Raw genomic sequence first — 17783 nt, forward strand, 5'->3', positions numbered from 1 at the left:
TGTACAGTCGTACTGCACACGGGTAGCGATGACGGGAGTGGCGCTGTGAGCGACAGGTTTTCGATGGAAGGGCGGGTCGCGGTCATCACCGGCGGCGGCACCGGCATCGGGCGCGCGTCGGCGCTGGTGCTCGCTGAGCGCGGCGCGGACATCGTGCTGGCCGGCCGGCGGGAGGAGCCGTTGAAGGCGACTGCTGCCGACATCGAAGCCCTCGGCCGTCGCGCCCTGGTGGCACCGACCGACGTGACCGAGGCCGACGAGTGTCAGGCGCTGGTCGACGCCGCCCTCGGCGAGTTCGGACACCTCGACGTCCTGCTCAACAACGCCGGCGGCGGCGAGACCAAGTCGCTGATGAAATGGACCGACGAGGAGTTCCACCAGGTGCTCGAGCTCAACCTGTCCAGCGCGTGGTACCTGTCGCGGGCCGCGGCCAAGCCGATGATCGCGCAGGGCAAGGGCGCTATCGTCAACATTTCGTCGGGGGCCAGCCTGCTGGCCATGCCGCAGGCTGCGGTCTACGGAGCGGCCAAGGCGGCACTGAACAACCTGACCGGTTCGATGGCGGCGGCGTGGACCCGAAAAGGCGTACGCGTCAACTGCATTGCGTGCGGTGCCATCCGCACTCCCGGCCTGGAAGCCGACGCTCAGCGCCAGGGCTTCGACATCGACATGATCGGTCAGACCAACGCCTCGGGCCGCATCGCCGAGCCCGACGAGATCGGTTACGGAGTGCTCTTTTTCGCCTCCGACGCGTCGAGTTACTGCTCGGGGCAGACGCTCTACATGCACGGCGGTCCGGGACCGGCGGGGGTCTGATGGTGGATGTCAGCCACATCGGCCTGCGGGTCCGTGATCTGAACACGTCCGTCGCCTTTTACGAGGCCTTGGGTTTCAGTGAGGTCAAACGACTCACTGTGCCCGACCAGATGGCCGAGGGCCTGCTCGGGCTGGCGCCACCGATCGGTTTCGAGGCGGTGTACCTGCGCAACGGCGGCGTCGTGTTGCAGCTGCTGACGTTCTCGGGCTATCCGGCGCCCGACGAGCCGGAGCGCGGTATGGTCGGCGCCGGCCTGACGCACCTGTCGATCGCCGTGGCCGACATGGGTGCCGCACAGGCCGCGGTGACCGCCGGTGGCGGCGGTGTCATCGCCGATCCCGGCGGCGGATACGCGTGCATGGTCCGCGACCCCGACGGTCAACTCCTCGAACTGGTCAACGAGAAGGTGCGGCCTGTCCGCTAGGCGTCCTCGAGGGCTTCGCCGATCTCCTGCGCCACCCGGCTGTGCTCGTTCTGCAGCAGCGCATGCCCGGCGGCCAGCGCCAGCGCCACGGGCCACTCGATGATCTGGGCCGCAGCCAGCGCGCCGAGCGCACCGTAGAACGCCAGCTGCTCCGGTCGGGGGATACGGACCCGTCCCACCAACGGCAGCTCGACGGCGAACGTCTGGGCTTCCCGTACCCGTTGGACGGCGTCGCGGTGCGTCGTCCTCTCGGTGTTGGCGGCCCCGGTCTTGGGGGATTCGGTCTTTGAGGATTCGGCCATTCGTAACCTTCCCGTCATGGCGTATTCGGCTCTTCGTGGCCCGCGGTGCGGACCGTGGGAGGCGTGGTTGCTTCATCAGGTATCACACCGTCATCCGACCCGTTGACCGTCGTCTCCGGCGTCATCGCCATCCCGCTGCGGGAGCTGTACGCGGTGCTCTGGCGGCTGGGCGTCGTCGCCATCGACGACTGAACCCGGCCCAGTAGCCAGGGCGCGCAGCCCGCGGCGGTGGTGGCCACGCCCGCGGTGCCGAGCGCCTGCGCCCAGCCCAGCGGGCCCAACGGGGTGCAGCCGAGCAGCTGGCTCACCCCCGGAGTGCTGATCAGCGCGCCGAGTGTGGCCAGCGATCCGACCGCGGTACCCACCACCAGCGGGCTGCGCGAATCCAGCAGAGTCTGCCCCAGCTGCGTGGTCACCAGCGCCACCAGCGCGACCGTCGAGGCCCTGCGCGGTGTCAGCGTGAACCCGGCCAGCATCCACGCCGACGTCGCGGCCGCCGCCGTCGCCGTCCCGCGGACGGCCACGGTCCGCCAGATCGCCGCATGGTTCGGGCCGTGTCCCACGGCGTCGCCGTTGCGCCGGGCCGGGCTCACCGCCAGCGCCGCGGCGGGCAGCGCGTCGGTCATCATGTTCACCAACAGCAGCTGCCGGGTGTTCAGCGGTGAGTGGCCGGTCAGCGCGCACCCGATGATCGAGAAGGCCACCTCACCGGCATTGCCGCCCAGCAACACCGACACCGCGGCCTGCACGCGCCGCCAGAGCTGGTCGCCCTCGTCGAGCGCGTCCAGCAGCGACCCGATCCGCCCGTCGAGCAGCATCACGTCGGCCGCGGTGCGGGCCGGATCGCTGCCGCGCGACGCGACGCCGATGCCGACGGTGGCAGCGCGGATCGCCGCCGCGTCGTTGGCGCCGTCCCCGACCATCGCGCACACCAGGCCGGTCCGCTCCAGCGTCTGCACCACCTGCACCTTGTGCTCCGGCGTCATCCGCGCGAACACCAGACCGTCGCGCACGGCACGTTCCTGACCCCGCCGGGACAGCGCCTCCCAGTCGGCACCGCTGATCACCTGCTCCGCGGTGACGGCCAAGCCGAGCTCCGTCGCGATCGCCGCCGCGGTGACCGGATGATCGCCGGTGATGAGCCGGACCCCCACCTGCTGCCGACGCAGGGCTGCCAGCAACGAGGCCGACTCCGGGCGGGGGGTATCCGCCAGGCCCAGCAGTCCGACAAACTGTAAACCTTTGCCGCACAGGCCGACCAGCGCATCATCACCGCGCCGCGCGGTCTGCGCCTGGCGCTCGGTCAGCGCGCGGCGAGCCACTGCGATGACCCGCAGGCCGGCCTGCGCCATCTGGTGCACGGCGCGTTTGACGCCAGGGTCCAGACCTGTGCACGCGGCCAGAACGGTCTCCGGTGCCCCCTTGACCGACAGCTCACCGCCGTCGAGCGACGCCGAGAAAGGCCGCCCCGACCGGAACGGCAGGTACATCGCGTCGGCACCCGGTGGTGGCAGGTCGGAAGCCGCCTCGGCGACAGCGCCGTCGGTGGCGTGATCGTGACGCTTGCCGTTCTTCGGCGGCGTGGCCCGCGCCGCGCACATGAGCACCTGATGCTCGGTGACGCCGTCGCCGCAGTGGGCCTGCGCGACGCGCAGGCGGTTCTCGCTGAGAGTGCCGGTCTTGTCGAAGCAGACGACGTCGACGCGGCCCAGCGCCTCCACCGAACGCGGGCTGCGCACCAGCACCCCGGCGCGGGTCAGGCGGCGCGCCGCGGTCTGCTGCGCCAGAGTCGCCACCAGCGGCATGCCTTCCGGAACCGCGGCCACCGCGACGGCCACGCCGCTGGCCACCGCGCGGTGCAGAGGCGCCAGGCGCAGTATCGACAGGCCGCTGACCAGAGCTCCACCGGCCAGGCTCAACGGCAGGGCTTTGTCGGTCAACTCACGCAACTGCGTCTGCAACCCCACCGCCGATTTCTCCGCTGACTGCACGTGCACGGCCCGGCTCGCCTGGGTGCTGTCGCCGACCTCGGTGACGATGGCGACCGCGGTTCCCGCGACCATGGTCGTGGTGGCGTGCAGCATGCAGCTGCGTTCCCCGAGGCCTGCACCCGGGGTTGCGTTGGCGCTCTTGGGGACCGGCAGCGATTCCCCGGTCAACGAGGATTCGTCGAGTTCGGCGTCGGTCGCCTCGACGATCCGCGCGTCGGCGGGCACCACCTCGCCGGGCCGCACCTCGATGAGGTCGCCGGGTCGCACGTCTGCGGCATCGACGGTGCGGTAGCCGTCGTCGGTGACGAGCCGGGCCGGTGGGACCTGGACCGCCAGCAGACGGCCCAGCAGCCGCTCGGCCCGAACCTGTTGCGAGGCCGCGAGCATCGAGTTGCCCGCCAACACCGAACCGACCAGGATCGCGTCGATCGGTGATCCCAGCAGGGCGCTCGCGGCCGAGCCGACGGCGAGGATCGGGGTCAGCGGGTCCGAGAGCTCCTGGCGCAGTGCGCCCACCAGATCCCCGGCCAGTCGCAGCGGGGGACCGGTGAGCCGGGGGATCATGCTGACCGATGCGCTCGCCGCGGAGGCGACCGCCGACTTGCTCGGCTTCGGGGCGCGGTGGGGTTGCGGGAGTACCTGCCGCACCTCCTCGGCCGACATCGCATGCCACTCGTAGACGGTCGCCGGAGTGGGGATCGCATCGTTGAGGGCGCCGCGCGCCAGCAGCAGTCCGGTGGTCAGGCCCGCGGCGGCCCCCGCGGTCACCGGCCCGGGACCGCGGCCCCGCACGCCGGGGACCATCAGCAGGGCGCCCAGCATGGAGGCGCTGGTGGCGAGCTGCACGCCGCGTTCGCTGGCTCGCCGTGCGGCGGGCAGCGCGTGCATGATCCGCCACACGGCGGCGAGGTCGGCGGCCAGCAGATCGGCGCGCCACGGCGGTCGGCCGCCCCCGGTGAGCAGCCCGACCGCCACGTCGGCGAGCGAAAGTGCTTGGGGCGCAGCCGAAGAGATCACGGCGACGGTCCGGCCTTCGCGCTGCAGCGCCAGGACGACGTCCAGCAATGCCGCATCGACGGGCCCGTCGAGTGGATACAGTTCGTCGAAGGACGGGGTCCTCCTGGCGCCAGCACCGGCGGCTGGGTGTGCCGCCCACGAGCTCCTTGACCGCGGCGGCGGCGCCATCGAGCAGGCCGCCGAGAAAGCTCACTTCTTGGCGGCGCGCCGCGGGCCGGTCGCCTTCTTGGCCGGTTGCGACTGCCCCCGTCCGGTGGACTTCGCGGCCCGCCGGGGCGCAGTCTTCGCGGCTCGCCTCGGTGCAGTCTTCGCGGCCCGCCGCGGCGCCGTCTTCGCCGGGGCCGGTGAGCGCGATGGGGCGGTCGTCGCCGGCGCACCGCGCTGCGCGAGTTGGTGCACGACCAGCGCGGTGCCGCCGACGGTGAGCAGTACCGGCCACTCGACGAGTCCGGCGGCACCGATGGCCCCGATCGTCAGCGCCGCGGCGGCCGATGACCGGCTGCCGCTGTCGATACCGGTCCGCACTCCCGAGGCCGCTCCGCGCACCGCACCGACGACGCCGTTGACCGCTGCACCGCCGATCGCACCGGCCGCCGCAGTGGTCGTGTCTGCTGTCTTGGTCACCACCCGGGTGGCCGCCGAAACGATGTTCATCGCACGCTCCTCGCGCCGCTTACGTCCCTCAGTGTCTTCCCGTAAACAGCCGTTGTACACCGTCTTGGTGAACAATCGGAGAGCCGATCATCACCCGAGTTCGTCGAGCATCCCGGCGTAGCGGTCCAGGAACGGCAGCGTCGTGACCGGGTCGGCGGCGTCCCGGCGGCCACCGCCGATCACCACCCGGGTGCAGCCGAGGTCGCGGTAACGCGCCAGCCGGTTCGCCGACGGGTCGCCCCAGGCCATGATCGTCAGATCCAGTGCCGCGGGGTCGCGGCCGGCGTCTTCGGCCCGGCGCCGGAAGTCGGCCACGGCCGCCGGCAGGTCGCGCAGCGCCGCATCGCCGGGCAGCCACCCGTCGGCCCACGGCAGGCAGGCCTCGATCGCATTGGGGCCGGTCGCCGCGGTCAGAATCGGGGGTCCGGTCTGCTGGAGTGGTTTGGGGGAGCACCAGACGGGGCCGAAATCGAAGAACCGGCCGTGGTGTTCGGGCACGTCGGCGGTCCACAGCACCCGCAGCGCGGCAACCATGTCGGCCAGCGCGCGGTAGCGGTCCCGCCACGCCGGCCCGCTCGAAACTTCGAGTTCGGCGCGCATACCGACACCGACCCCGAGCAGCAGCCGGCCGTCGCTGAACCGGTCCAGCGTGGCCACCTGCTTGGCGAAGGTGAACAGTTCGTGCTCCAGCGGCAGCGCGACCGCGGAACCCAGCCGCAGTGTGGTGGTGGTTTGCGCCGCCAGCAGCAGGGACAGCAGCGGATCCCACATCCGCTGTTGTGCGTGCAGGAGCGCCGCCGGTAGCGAGCCGGCCGCGGATACCGAAAGCTTCGGATGTTCACCCACCCAGAGCGATTCGAAGCCGCGTTGTTCGAGTTCGCGGGCCAGCACGTCGGGTGCGAGATCGCCCGGCGTGTTGAGGCTGACGTATCCGATGTGCATGCATTCTCCTCGTCAGACGGCGATGCTGTACGATCGTACAGGTGAGCACGCTCTACTACGACCCCTACGACGTCGAGATCGATCTCGACCCGTACCCGGTCTACAAGCGACTGCGCGACGACGCGCCCGTGTACTACAACGAGCGACTCGACTTCTGGGCGCTGAGCCGGTTCACCGACGTGGAGGCCGCGCTGCGGGACGCCGACAACCTCAGCTCGGCCAAAGGTGACATCCTCGAGGTGGTTAAGGCCGAACCGGTGATGCCCGACGGTGTGTTCATCAACGAGGATCCGCCGCTGCACACCGTGCATCGGCTGCTGGTGGCACGCGCATTCACGCCCCGGAAGATGAAGGCGATCGAGGAGCAGATCCGGTCCTTCTGCGCGGCCTGTCTCGATCCGTTGCGCGGGGGAGACCGGTTCGACTTCACGCGCGATCTCGGTGCGGAGATGCCGATGCGGGTGATCGGCATGCTCGTCGGTATGCCGGATTCACTGCAGCGCAGTGTCCGCAAGGTGGCCGGCGCCCGGCTGCGCAACAAGCCGGGGGAGCCGCTGCCGGTGAGTAGGGACAACTACTTCAACGGCAACATGTTTCGTGACTATGTCGCATGGCGCAAAGACAACCCGGGCGACGACCTGGTGACCGAACTCCTGCACGTCGAATTCGACGATGTGGACGGGCAGCGGCGCCGGTTGCGCGACGAGGAGCTGCTCGTGTTCCTCGGGGTGATCGCCAATGCCGGCACCGAGACGGTCGGGCGCCTGTTCGGCTGGCTGGGCAAGGTGCTCGCCGACCATCCCGACCAGCGCCGCGAACTCGTCGCCGACCCGTCGTTGATTCCGGCGGCGATCGAAGAGGTCCTGCGCCTCGAGCCGCCCGTGCACAGCATCGCCCGCTACGTCGCCGAAGACGTTGAATACCACGGTGAGACGGTGCCCGCCGGCAGCGCGCTGTTGCTGATGGCGGGGGCGGCCAACCACGACGAGCGGCGCTTCGAGAATCCCGAGCACTTCGACATCCGGCGCAACCCGAACCACCTGACCTTCGGCCGGGGCGCGCACTTCTGTCTGGGTGCGTCGCTGGCCCGCATCGAGGGCCGGGTCGCGCTCGAGGAGATCCTCAAGCGCTGGCCGGACTGGACCATCGACACTGAGCATGCGACACGCGCGCCGACGGCGACGGTGCGGGGCTGGGACTCGATGCCCGCGATCGTGGGTCAGTAGTCCCAGACCGCCGGAACGCAGCGGAAGACATCGCCCTGCGCCGCCACGTGGCAGACCGACGGGAACGGCAGGTGCGTGGCCACCAGCGACCCACCGGTGGCCGCGAGCTCGGTCAGCAGATCGACCCGTACCCGGACGGCTTCCTCGGGATCGTGCTCGAAGCCGTTGTGCCAGCCCGGATTGTCGAACCCCGGTGCGAACACGGCATCGCCTGCGAAGGTCAGCTGCTCGCCACCCGAGGCCAGCCGGATCACGCTGTGCCCGGGAGTGTGCCCACCGGTGCGGCTCACCAGCACGCCCGGCGCCACCTCGTACTCCGTCTCGAAGGGCCGCAGCTTGTTTCGGTATTCGGAGAGGAAGCGCGACGCACACGAGCGGAGCACCTCGGGCACCGGCGGAGGCATGCAGGTCCGCGAGAAGTCCGGGGCTTCCCAGAATTCGGCTTCCCGGGCCGCGACATGAACGCGCAGATCGGGGCGCAGTCGTGCCTTCACCCCGTCGCTGAGGAGCCCGCCGACATGGTCCATGTGCAGATGTGTGAGCACCACGTCGGTCACCGAGGGGAGTTCGATGCCCGCTGCCTGCAGCCGCGCCACCGTGTGACCGGCCCGGGGAAAGTCGGGGAACTCGACGCCCAGTCCCGCGTCGACCAAAATGGTTCGGTCGGCGCTGCGGACCACGACGACGTTGAGCGGCCAGTCCAGGACGTCGGGCGGCAGGTACATGTCGTGCAGCCATCCGGCCAGATTCTCGGGCTCGGTGTTGGTCGCCAGCGTCGAGGCCGTGATGGGCAGTACGCCGTCGCTGATCACGAGAACCTCTATGTCACTGACGTTCACGGCGTACCGCGACGGAACCAGTTCGTCGAGGTGCGTATCGGTCATGCTCATTTTCTTCTCCTCGCGTGGGGTTGCGTGCGACCGCCAGAACACGTGCTGTCGCCTAAAGTCATCCCGTCGGCTCAGATGGCCGCGCCGCCGCCGTCGACGTGGAGGGTCGCTCCGGTGATGAAGCTCGCCCGGGGAGAGGCCAGGAACAGCACAGCGTGCGCGATCTCGAGCGGCGCCGCCACCCTGCCCAGTGGCAGGGCCCGGCCCAGTTCGTCGTTGGTGTCGCCCCATTGCGCCTGCACGCCTTCGGTTCCCGTGGGACCGGGTGCGACCGCGTTGACGCGGACACCGTGGCTTCCGAACTCGACGGCCCATGTGCGGGTCAGCGATTCCACGGCCGCCTTCGACGCGGAGTAGACCGAGGCGGCCGGTACGCCTTTGACCGCGACCATCGAGGTGATGTTCACGATGCTGCCCCGTTGCCGGGCGAGCATGCCGCCCACCAGTCCGGCGGTCAGAAAGTACGTGCCGCGCACATTGGTATCAAAGGTGCGGGCGAATGACCCGGCGTCCTGGTCGACGGTCATCGCCCCCGGGAAACTGGCTGCGTTGTTGACGAGCACATCCACGTCGCCCGCCCGGCGTACGAGCACCTCCACCGACGCCGGATCGGCCAGATCGGCCCGGACGAAGCGGAGCCGGCCGTGAGTCGCGGCCGCGGCCTCGCCGTGACCGGCGTCCCGTCCGGCGATGAGGACGTCGGCGCCGGACTCTGCCAGCAATCGGGCACTGGCCAGGCCGATGCCTGCGGTTCCGCCGGTGACGAGCGCCCGAAATCCCTCTAGCTCCATCAGTACTCCTCTCGTGTGTCCATCGGCTGAAACCTGCGACCGTGCGGGCACCCATCCGGTAGTGACGAGCGCCACCGGGATGAATCGGCTGCAACGCGCAGGTTCTGGCGCGCGAGGCAGCGATCGCCGTCTCGACCGAATCATCAGAAGGGAGCCACCATGAGGATCGTCGTCATCGGCGGCACAGGCCGAATCGGGTCGAAGGTGGTGGACGGGCTCATCGAGCACGGCCACGAGGCGGTGGCCGCCGCCCCGTCGACCGGGGTGAACGCAGTCACCGGGGAGGGCTTGGCCGGCGCACTCGCCGGCGCGCAGGTGGTGGTCGATGTGACCAACTCCCCGAGCTTCGAAGAGGCCGCCGCCCAGGAGTTCTTCACCGTGTCGACCAACAACCTCCTCGCCACCGAGGCTGAGGCCGGGGTCGGCCACCACGTGGCGTTGTCGGTGGTCGGCACCGAGCGCCTCGCCCGGGAGAGCGGCTATTTCAGAGCGAAGCTGGCCCAGGAGCGCCTGATCGGTGCCGGGCCGATCCCCTACACGATCCTGCGGGCCACCCAGTTCTTCGAATTTCTCACCGCCATCGCTGATTCGGCGACCACCGACGGCACCGTACGGCTCTCGGACGCCGCGTTCCAGCCCATGGCCTCGGCTGACGTGGCCGAAGCGGTCGCCATCGCCGCGGTCAACGATCCAGTCAACGGCATCGCCGAAGTGGGCGGACCCGAGCGGTTCCGTCTGCCCGAACTGATTCGCACCGCGCTCACCGCGCGGGGGGATACCCGCGCGGTGGTCGCCGATCCCGACGCCTGCTACTGGGGCGTCGACATCGACGAGGACACCCTGGTCCCCGGGGCCGGCGCCACGCTGTTCGACACGCGCTTCAGCGACTGGATCTTGGAGACCGCAGCCAGAGGCTGAGGAACCTGTTGGGTTCCGCGGGTTGCCGATCGGTGACCGCTGGACCGGGGGATACCGCCTGGCTACGGTGAGACGGTGTCGAGCCAGGCGCGGGGACGACGGCCCCTGCACGGACGCACGGCCGAAACCGCGGCCCTGCGCGACGTGATCTCGACGGTGCGCGCGGGCCGGTCGCAGGTGCTTGTGTTGCGCGGCGAGCCGGGTGCAGGCAAGACCGCGCTGCTCGACTACCTCCTCGGGCAGGCGGACGGGCTGCGCTGTGTCCAGGTGTCCGGCGTCGAATCCGACATGGAGTTGGCCTATGCCGGGTTACACCAGTTGTGCGCCCCGCTGCTGGCGCACCTCGAGGACCTACCGCCACCGCAGCGTGACGCTCTGGCCGTCGCGTTCGGGCGAGGCTCCGGACCACCGCCCGAACGGTTCCTCGTCGGGCTGGCGGTACTGAGCCTGCTCGCCGCCGCCGTGCATGAGGCGCCTCTGCTGTGTGTCGTCGACGACGCACAATGGCTGGACCGGGTCTCGGTGCAGACGCTCGGCTTCATCGCCCGTCGGTTGGTGGCCGAACCTGTGGCACTCGTGTTGGCGGCCCGCGCCGACGGCGCCGAGGTGCTGGCCGGACTACCGGAGCTGCCGGTCCGCGGTCTCTCGGACGCCGATGCGCGGATCCTGTTGGACCAGGCGATGATCGGCGGCATCGATCCGCGGGTCCGGGACCGGGTGGTTGCCGAAACCCGGGGAAACCCACTGGCGTTGCTGGAGGTGCCGCGCAGCTACTCCCCGGCGGAATTGGCAGGCGGATTCTGGGCGGTCGGCACGCAGACCTCCCCTGGCCGGATCGAGGAGAGCTACGCGCTGCGCTTCCGGGAGCTGCCGGCGGACACCCGACGGTTGCTGGTGCTCGCGGCCGCAGAACCGGTCGGCGACTCGGCGCTGTTCCTGCGCGCGGCCGCGCTGCTGGGGATCCCCGTGGACGCGCTCGCGCCCGCCGAGACCGCCGGAGTCATCGAGTTCGGCCCGCGGATGCGCTTCCACCACCCGTTGATGCGTGCGGCCGCCTACCGCACCGCCGACGCGGCCGATCGCCGTGCGATCCACGCGGCCCTGGCCGTGGCCACCGATGCCGCCTCCGATCCCGACCGGCGGGCCTGGCACGCCGCCAACTCCGTCGCGGGATCCGATGATTCGATCGCGGCCGAGCTGGAGGCATCGGCAGGCCGGGCGCAGAACCGGGGTGGCATCGCCGCTGCCGCCGCCTTTCTGGCACGTGCCGCGGTGCTCACCGCCGATCCTGAGCTGCGCGGGAACCGTGCTCTGGCCGCGGCGCAGGCCAAACGGGACTCCGCGGCGGGCGCGGAGGCCTACGAGTTGCTCGCCATCGCCGAGCTCGCACCGCTGTCCGAACTTCAACGCGCGCGGGCGGCGCGGTTGCGCGCCCAGATCGCATTCGTCAGCAGCCGCACGGGCGAGGCGGGCGCACCGTCGGTCGGGGAGACCGCGCCCGCGTTGCTCGATGCCGCCAAACAACTGGAGGACGTCGACGACTTCGCCTCCCGGGAGTGCTATCTGGAGGCGTTTGCGGCGCTCATGTACGCCGGTCGACTGGGCCAGCCCGGCGCGCTCGTCAACGCCGCCGAGGCGGCCCGCGAGGCGATGGGCCGCACCGCCGAACTGCCACGGGCCGTGGACCTGTTCTTCCGGGGGATGACCGAGCGGATCGCCGGAGGCATCGGCGGCGGCGCGGCGCATATGCGCATCGCGCTGGATGCGATGTCCGCGCTGGCCGACACTGATCCTGGCCAGCTGCGACGGTGGCTCGTCCCGGCGTTCCCGATCCTGCAGGAATCCGCGGCCCACGAACTGTGGGACGAGAACCTCGTCGACACGCTGTCGGCCGCAGTCGTCCGCCAGGCGCGCGCCAGTGGCGCGCTGGCCGGTCTTCCCCAAGCGCTGGTGTACCGGGCCGGCGTGCATGTGCTGTTCGGCGAACTGAACACCGCCGCAACGCTGATCGCCGAGGCACACTCGATCACCGCGGCCACGACCCACGCCGGACCCGTCCGCTACTACTCCCTGGTGGTCGCCGCATGGCGTGGTGATCCCGTGGACGCCACACCACTCATCGAGGCCGCCGCGGCCGACGGCGCTGCCCGCGGCGAAGGGCGACTGGTCGGGCTCACCGGGTACGCCGCTGCGGTGTTGTACAACGGTCTGGGCCGGTACCGGGAAGCCTTCACCGCGGCACAGGACGCCTGCGCCTACGAAGACCTGGGCTTCTACAGCTGGACATTGCACGAATTGGTCGAGGCCGCCGTCCACATCGGTGAGTGGGACACCGCGCAACAGGCCGTCGGTCGCATCGCCGAACGTGCTGGCGCCAGCGGAACTCCTTGGGGCCTCGGTGCGATGGCCCATGCGAGGGCGTTGCTGGCCGACGACGCCGACGCCGACCGATTGTTCACCGAGGCACTCGAGCAGTTGAGCCGCTCACGCGTGGTGGTGCACCGGGCGCGGACGCATCTCGGCTACGGCGAGTGGTTGCGGCGGGTCAATCGGCGCGGTGACGCCCGCCGGCACCTCAAACAGGCCCACGACGTCTTCACCGGGATGGGAGCGCACGGTTATGCCGAGCGGGCCCGCCGGGAACTCGTCGCCGTCGGTGAGAAAGTCCGCAAGCAGCCGCTGAACGTTCACGACCCGCTGACCGCCCAGGAGACGCAGATCGCCCGGTTGGCTGCCGACGGGCTGACGAACGCCGAGATCGGCGCCGAGCTGTTCATCAGCGTCCACACCGTCGAATGGCATCTGCGGAAGGTCTTCGTCAAGCTCGGGATCGCCTCGCGCAGGCAGCTGCGCACGGTCACCTGGTCCCATTAGGGGCGCCAGAACCAGGGGCCAGGACTACGGACTCTCAAGGGTCCCCCCGGAGCCGGTCACCGCCAGGCTGGATTCGACGGCCCGCCCGGGCCGGAGAACTTAACCGGAGGCAGTCCCATGAAGGTCATCGACACCGACGATTCCAGAGAAGAACTCAAGGCCCGGTTCGCCGCCGAGGTCCTGCCGCTGACCGACGTGCTGCTCCGCGGTGCACGCCGGCTCACCCGCAACGAGGCCGACGCCGAAGACCTGGTGCAGGACACCCTGGTCCGCGCTTACGCCGGCTTCCGACACTTCCGGCTGGGCACCAACGTCCAGGCTTGGCTGTTCCGGATCCAGTACAACCAGTGGATCAACGCCTACCGGTGGAAAGAGCGCCGGCCGGCCGAGGTGCTGTCCGACAGGATCACCGACCGCGAGCTGGCCGGCTTCGGTGCGCACTCCTCGACCGGACCGCGCTCGGCCGAGGCCGAGCTGTTCGCTTCGATGCCCGACGACGACGTGCGCGACGCGATGGCGGAGCTCTCGGAAGGCTTCCGAACGGCGCTGTACTACGTCGACATCGAGGGCTACACCTACGCGCAGACTGCGACGTTGATGGGAATCCCGATCGGCACCGCGATGTCCCGGGTGTCGCGGGCACGCAGCCAGTTGCGCCGGACGCTGGCCGACAGCGCCTGCGCACGCGGCGGTTTCGTGGCCGTTGCTGAGTACGCGGCCTGAGGGCACATCGGGACCGCGATCGTGGGTCAGCGGCGCGCCACCGGGACGTTGAGCTTGCTGTCGGGTCCCTGCACCGTCGGGAAATCCATGGGCCAAGGCGCTTTTCCGTGCTGCGCCACCCAGCACGATCCGGTCGCTTCAGCCGGAGCGGCGAGCGCCACCATGACCGCATCGGCGATCGCCTCCGGCTCCATGACGGGGACGCCGAGGCCCTCGACCAGCCCCCGCCGGTCGCCCAGCACGCCGGTCTCGGTGATGCCGGGGCAGATGGTGTGCACGGCAATGCGTTCCGCGGCCAGGTTCGCGGCCACGGAGCGCATGAAGCCGACGACGGCGTGCTTGCCGAGAGCGTAGACCGGGTCGGGATGCCACGGCACCAGCCCGGCCAGCGACGACGTCGCCAGGATCATGCGGTCTCCGGCTGGTAGCGACCGCATGGTCCGCACGGCGGCGCGCACACCGAAGACCACGCCATCGACGTTGACGCCGACCGACCGCCGGTACTGCGTCAGGTCCAGTTCGGCGATGTCGCCGCCCCACCGAATGGAGATACCGGCGTTGAGGAAGGCGAGGTCCAAGCCGCCGAGGTCGGCGACACAGGTCGCGAACACTTCCTCCACCTGTTCGGGATCGGTGACGTCGCAGCGTAATCCGACACCGCCCAGCGGCGCGGCGACGGCCGAGGCGGCGGCGCCGTCGATATCGAGCACGCATACCCGCATGCCGTCGGCGGCCAAGCGCACCGCGGTGGCGCGGCCGATACCGGAGGCACCGCCGGTGATCAGGGCCACCCGGCCACGCAGCTCCCTGGTCACCACCGGTCTACGGGATCGTCCAGCTTCAGCGGGCGCAGGTAGGAAGCGTCGGTCTTGTCCCACGTGCCCTTGATGAAACCCTGCACCGCACCCTTGCCGAGGATCGACGAGTCGCCGCTGATCATCCACTCGATGGTGCAGCGGCGCAGCGCGATCTTCCAGACCCCGTCGCGCCGCTCGAGCCGGTCGAGATAGCGTCCGCCCATCAGCGACACCACCTTGCCGCCCTTGACCCGCATCGCACCCATCACGTAGCTCTCGGCGTGTGCCTCGTCGCCATTGATCTCGCAGGTGTGCGTGGTGATGTTGTGCAGATGGTCCTCGAACACCGCGGTGTGGGCCTGGTTGGCCCACTCTCCGTACTCCGGACCGGTTTTCACGGTCGGTCCGTGCTCGTCGACGCCATCGGAGAAGTAGACACTGCCCATCAGTTCGGCGTCATGCCGGTCGTGACCGCGGGCCTGGTTCATCACGCAGTCGAGGATCGCCGTGCGGTCCTCCAGGTACTGCACGCGCCTGCGGAGCTGCTCGAGTTCGTCGGTAGCCGTCATGGTGTTCCTTCTCGGGTGTGGACAGATACGATGTTGTACGAATGTATAGCACACGAGGACTCCCGGCCTTAGAACGAGTCCGCTGTACGCATGTACAGTGCGCGAACTGCTGTGCCGCGAACTACAGAAGGGTTTCGCTCCCATGTCGCGAAGAATGATTTTCACGCTGTTGGTAATGAACTCAGTCGGGCACAACTTCCACGGCGCGTGGCGTCACCCGCGCGCATGCAACCGCGACTACAAGACCTTCGACCTATGGGTGGACCTGGCCCGCAAGGCTGAGGCGGCGAAGATCGACGCGTTCTTCTTCACCGACGTCCTGGGCGTGGCGGGCCAGTACAACGGTTCGTCCGACGTGGTGTTCGAGCAGGCCATGAACGTTCCCATCGGAGACTGCACGATGCTGATACCCGCAATGGCGAGCAGCACCGAGAACATCGGGTTCCTCTACACCAGTTCGGTTATCCAACAACACCCGTTCGTGTTCGCGCGTCAGGTATCGACGCTCGATCGCCTCACCAATGGCCGGGTCGGATGGAACATCGTCACCTCCGCAAACGAGCGCGCATTCGCCAACCTGGGAGTCCCCGGCGGCATGTCTCACGAGGACCGTTACGCGTGGGCCGAGGAGTACGTCGATGTCGCATACAAGCTCTGGGAGGGATCCTGGGACGTGGACGCGGTCCTCGATGACCCCACTCGTGGCATCTACACTGATCCCTCGAAGGTCCACGACATCAACCACGTCGGCAAGCGCTACCGCGTCCAGGGTTACAACATGATGGAGCCCTCACCACAGCGCGTGCCCGTGCTCGCGCAGGCGGGCGGATCACCCGCCGGCCTGGACTTCGCCAGCCGGCACGCAGAGTTGATGTTCCTTTCGGCGTTCACTCCGGAGGCCATCGCCCAACAGGTCGGCACAGTGCGGGATCTGGCGCGCGAGCGCGGCCGCCATGCCGCAGACATCCGGTTCCTCCAGGGGCTGATGTTCGTCGTCGGATCCACTGATGAGGAAGCCAACAGAAAGTGGATGGAGCTGGAGGAGTGGCGCAGTCAGGAGGCGCAGACCGCCTATTTCGCCAGCCTCAGCGGCATGGATCTCGGCCAGTACGACCCCACGACGCCACTGGTGGCGCTCATCGACGAAATGCCCGGAATTCAAGGAGCATTTTTGTCGCTGATCAACGCATGGCCCGAGGGCGGTACGCCGACCATTCAGGACTTCCTGAGCACGATGTCACTGCCGCAGATGGTGGTGGGATCACCGGAGACCATCGCCTCCAGGCTGTCAGAATTCCAGAGTGCGGGTGTCGACGGCGTGCAGATCATGAACATCCTGATGCCCGAGAGTTACGACGAGTTCTTCACCCATGTCGTTCCCGTCCTGCAGGACAAAGGCCTCATGCAGACCGAGTACCAGCCAGGCACGTTACGGCAGAAGATATTCGGCACCGAGTCACCGCACATCTCCTCGCGTCACCCCGCATTCGGATACCGAGGTCTGTTCAGCTGACGAGGGCATCGAGAGTGCGTTCCGTGCGGGTCACGATCATGGTTTTGCTGGGGAGTCTGCGTGAGGGGTCGATCAACCGTCAGCTGGTCGAGACGGCCGTCGAATCTGCGCCCACGGAGGTAGATCTGCAGCTGTTCGACCGAATCGGCGAGCTACCGTTCTACAACGAGGACATCGATACGCAGGATGCGCCGGAACCGGTGATGGCGCTGCGCGCGGCCGCGGCCGAGGCCGCTGCGGCGTTAGTGGCGACACCCGAATACAACGGCACCATCCCGGCCGTGTTGAAGAACGCGATCGACTGGCTTTCGCGCCCCTGGGGAAACGGCGCGCTCAAGGGCAAACCGCTTGTCGTCGTGGGCGTTGCGCGAGGGAGGTATGGCGGCTCGTGGGCGCACGACGAGACACGCAAGTCATTCGGTATCGCAGGGGCGAAGGTGCTCGACGAAGTCAGGTTGTCGACGCCCACCGAAGTGCTCGGTGGACTGCATCCGCGGGAGAACCGTGAACTCGCGACGGCACTGCGATCCGTCGTCGAGAAGCTGGTCGTCGAGGCGGCGGAGCGCGGCCTGCCGCCAAGCCGCTGAGTCAGCGGGATCGTTTGCGGGCCAAGGATTTCGGCTTCGGCTCGATCGAGTCGAGGTAGCCTTCGAACGCCTCGGTGAGCTCGGCGTGGGCGGATTCCACGCCGACGCCCTTCTCCAGATTCAGGAACTTGGGCAGGCTCGAGATCAGCAGCTGCAACGCGGGCAGTGAGAGATCGCCCCAGGGCCGGGCGCCCTCGCCGAACTTGGCGGTCAGCGCCTCCAGTTGCAGCTTGCGGACGCCTTCGGTGACCGCGGCGATCTCGGTGCGGATGGACTTGCGGTGGTTGGCCAGCGCCATGAACTCGGTGATCAGCGTGCCGGTGGCCTCGTCCCAGCTGTACTCCCACAGCGCGCGCAGCGGATCGTCGGTGCGCTTGGCCAGGATCTTGTCGAGGTAGGCGAGGTTCCGTTCGGAGTAGCGGCGAATCGCGGCGACGAAGATGTCGTCGAGGCTGGGGAAGTAGTACTGCACCAGGCTCGGCGTGACCCCGGCCTTCGCCGCCAGCGCGCGGTAGGTGACGCTCGCGTATCCCTCTTCGAGCATCATCGTCTCGACGCAGTCCAGCAGGGTGTCGCGGGTCTTGGACGTTTCGGCGCCGACGCGCCGCGACGAGGTCGCCATGACCGTATTTTGTCATCCACTTCGGCTGTACTGCCGTATAGCGGCGCTCGCCTCGCCGACCGCCGTCGCCGCGCGGCGTCGGTACTGTGGTGGGCAACTTATCTCCGAAGGGGTGCGCAGAGCCGC

16 protein-coding genes and 2 pseudogenes are annotated in these 17783 nt (G+C 69.1%); 9 read left to right on the plus strand and 9 right to left on the minus strand.

Annotated features, from left to right (window positions below; translation table 11 throughout):
* Nucleotides 1-45 precede the first annotated feature (45 nt).
* Together G6N31_RS23135 and G6N31_RS23140 are read left to right on the plus strand one after the other, a co-directional pair.
* Nucleotides 46-816, plus strand: coding sequence for an SDR family NAD(P)-dependent oxidoreductase (locus tag G6N31_RS23135; RefSeq protein ID WP_098002161.1), 771 nt, complete (start codon nt 46-48; stop codon nt 814-816).
* 2 nt (nt 817-818) lie between these two features.
* Entirely contained in the window at nt 819-1241 is a 423-nt protein-coding gene (locus G6N31_RS23140) for a VOC family protein (protein ID WP_098002160.1), read from the plus strand.
* Here G6N31_RS23140 and G6N31_RS23145 read toward each other — a convergent pair.
* Nucleotides 1238-1543: a hypothetical protein gene (locus tag G6N31_RS23145; RefSeq protein WP_098002159.1), complete on the minus strand. Its 306-nt coding sequence runs from the start codon at nt 1541-1543 to the stop codon at nt 1238-1240. The two genes, G6N31_RS23140 and G6N31_RS23145, sit on opposite strands and share 4 nt — an antisense overlap.
* Before the next feature lie 63 nt (nt 1544-1606).
* Here G6N31_RS23145 and G6N31_RS27785 point away from each other — a divergent pair.
* Nucleotides 1607-1699: pseudogene (locus G6N31_RS27785) on the plus strand (hypothetical protein); the annotation flags it as partial.
* Here the strand turns inward: G6N31_RS27785 and G6N31_RS23150 are convergent.
* The 3 genes and pseudogenes from G6N31_RS23150 to G6N31_RS23160 all read right to left on the minus strand — a co-directional run.
* Nucleotides 1660-4599, minus strand: a pseudogene (locus tag G6N31_RS23150) (cation-translocating P-type ATPase); the annotation flags it as partial. The pseudogenes G6N31_RS27785 and G6N31_RS23150 overlap by 40 nt on opposite strands.
* A gap of 141 nt (nt 4600-4740) precedes the next feature.
* On the minus strand, nt 4741-5205 hold the full coding sequence (locus tag G6N31_RS23155) for a hypothetical protein (protein WP_098002157.1): 465 nt from the start codon (nt 5203-5205) through the stop codon (nt 4741-4743).
* 90 nt (nt 5206-5295) lie between these two features.
* Nucleotides 5296-6147: a TIGR03619 family F420-dependent LLM class oxidoreductase gene (locus G6N31_RS23160; protein ID WP_098002156.1), complete on the minus strand. Its 852-nt coding sequence runs from the start codon at nt 6145-6147 to the stop codon at nt 5296-5298.
* 41 nt (nt 6148-6188) lie between these two features.
* On the opposite strand from G6N31_RS23160, the gene G6N31_RS23165 reads away from it, so the two are divergent.
* Nucleotides 6189-7373, plus strand: a complete 1185-nt coding sequence (locus G6N31_RS23165) for a cytochrome P450 (protein WP_098002155.1) — start codon at nt 6189-6191, stop codon at nt 7371-7373.
* Here G6N31_RS23165 and G6N31_RS23170 read toward each other — a convergent pair.
* Together G6N31_RS23170 and G6N31_RS23175 are read right to left on the minus strand one after the other, a co-directional pair.
* Nucleotides 7367-8263 carry an MBL fold metallo-hydrolase gene (locus tag G6N31_RS23170; protein WP_098002245.1) on the minus strand — a complete coding sequence of 299 codons (897 nt, stop codon included), beginning with the start codon at nt 8261-8263 and terminating at the stop codon, nt 7367-7369. The two genes, G6N31_RS23165 and G6N31_RS23170, sit on opposite strands and share 7 nt — an antisense overlap.
* A 71-nt stretch (nt 8264-8334) precedes the next feature.
* A complete protein-coding gene (locus G6N31_RS23175; RefSeq protein WP_098002154.1) occupies nt 8335-9054 on the minus strand; it encodes an SDR family NAD(P)-dependent oxidoreductase in 720 nt (239 codons plus the stop codon).
* A gap of 159 nt (nt 9055-9213) precedes the next feature.
* Here G6N31_RS23175 and G6N31_RS23180 point away from each other — a divergent pair, with 159 nt between their 5' ends.
* The 3 genes from G6N31_RS23180 to G6N31_RS23190 all read left to right on the plus strand — a co-directional run bounded on the left by G6N31_RS23180 (nt 9214) and on the right by G6N31_RS23190 (nt 13569).
* Nucleotides 9214-9972 (plus strand): SDR family oxidoreductase, encoded by a 759-nt coding sequence (locus tag G6N31_RS23180; protein WP_098002153.1) that lies wholly within the window; start codon nt 9214-9216, stop codon nt 9970-9972.
* Between the two features lie 75 nt (nt 9973-10047).
* Entirely contained in the window at nt 10048-12846 is a 2799-nt protein-coding gene (locus G6N31_RS23185; protein ID WP_098002152.1) for a LuxR family transcriptional regulator, read from the plus strand.
* 117 nt (nt 12847-12963) lie between these two features.
* Entirely contained in the window at nt 12964-13569 is a 606-nt protein-coding gene (locus tag G6N31_RS23190) for a sigma-70 family RNA polymerase sigma factor (protein ID WP_098002151.1), read from the plus strand.
* Between the two features lie 26 nt (nt 13570-13595).
* Here the strand turns inward: G6N31_RS23190 and G6N31_RS23195 are convergent, their stop codons facing one another.
* Both G6N31_RS23195 and G6N31_RS23200 read right to left on the minus strand, forming a co-directional pair.
* Nucleotides 13596-14387, minus strand: coding sequence for an SDR family oxidoreductase (locus G6N31_RS23195; RefSeq protein WP_234815191.1), 792 nt, complete (start codon nt 14385-14387; stop codon nt 13596-13598).
* Nucleotides 14381-14935, minus strand: coding sequence for a nuclear transport factor 2 family protein (locus G6N31_RS23200; protein ID WP_098002150.1), 555 nt, complete (start codon nt 14933-14935; stop codon nt 14381-14383). Before G6N31_RS23200 ends, G6N31_RS23195 begins: the two co-directional genes overlap by 7 nt.
* A 97-nt stretch (nt 14936-15032) precedes the next feature.
* On the opposite strand from G6N31_RS23200, the gene G6N31_RS23205 reads away from it, so the two are divergent.
* Complete coding sequence (locus G6N31_RS23205) at nt 15033-16448, plus strand: NtaA/DmoA family FMN-dependent monooxygenase (protein ID WP_234815190.1); 1416 nt, start codon at nt 15033-15035, stop codon at nt 16446-16448.
* A 38-nt stretch (nt 16449-16486) separates the two neighbouring features.
* The gene (locus G6N31_RS23210) at nt 16487-17035 is read left to right on the plus strand and encodes an NAD(P)H-dependent oxidoreductase (RefSeq protein WP_098002242.1); all 549 of its coding nucleotides are present in this window, start codon (nt 16487-16489) and stop codon (nt 17033-17035) included.
* Nucleotide 17036: 1 nt separating this feature from the next.
* Here the strand turns inward: G6N31_RS23210 and G6N31_RS23215 are convergent, their stop codons facing one another.
* Complete coding sequence (locus G6N31_RS23215) at nt 17037-17657, minus strand: TetR/AcrR family transcriptional regulator (protein ID WP_098002149.1); 621 nt, start codon at nt 17655-17657, stop codon at nt 17037-17039.
* Between the last annotated feature and the right edge of the window lie 126 nt (nt 17658-17783).

It is taken from the genome of Mycolicibacterium duvalii, from assembly GCF_010726645.1.
GTDB lineage: Bacteria > Actinomycetota > Actinomycetes > Mycobacteriales > Mycobacteriaceae > Mycobacterium > Mycobacterium duvalii.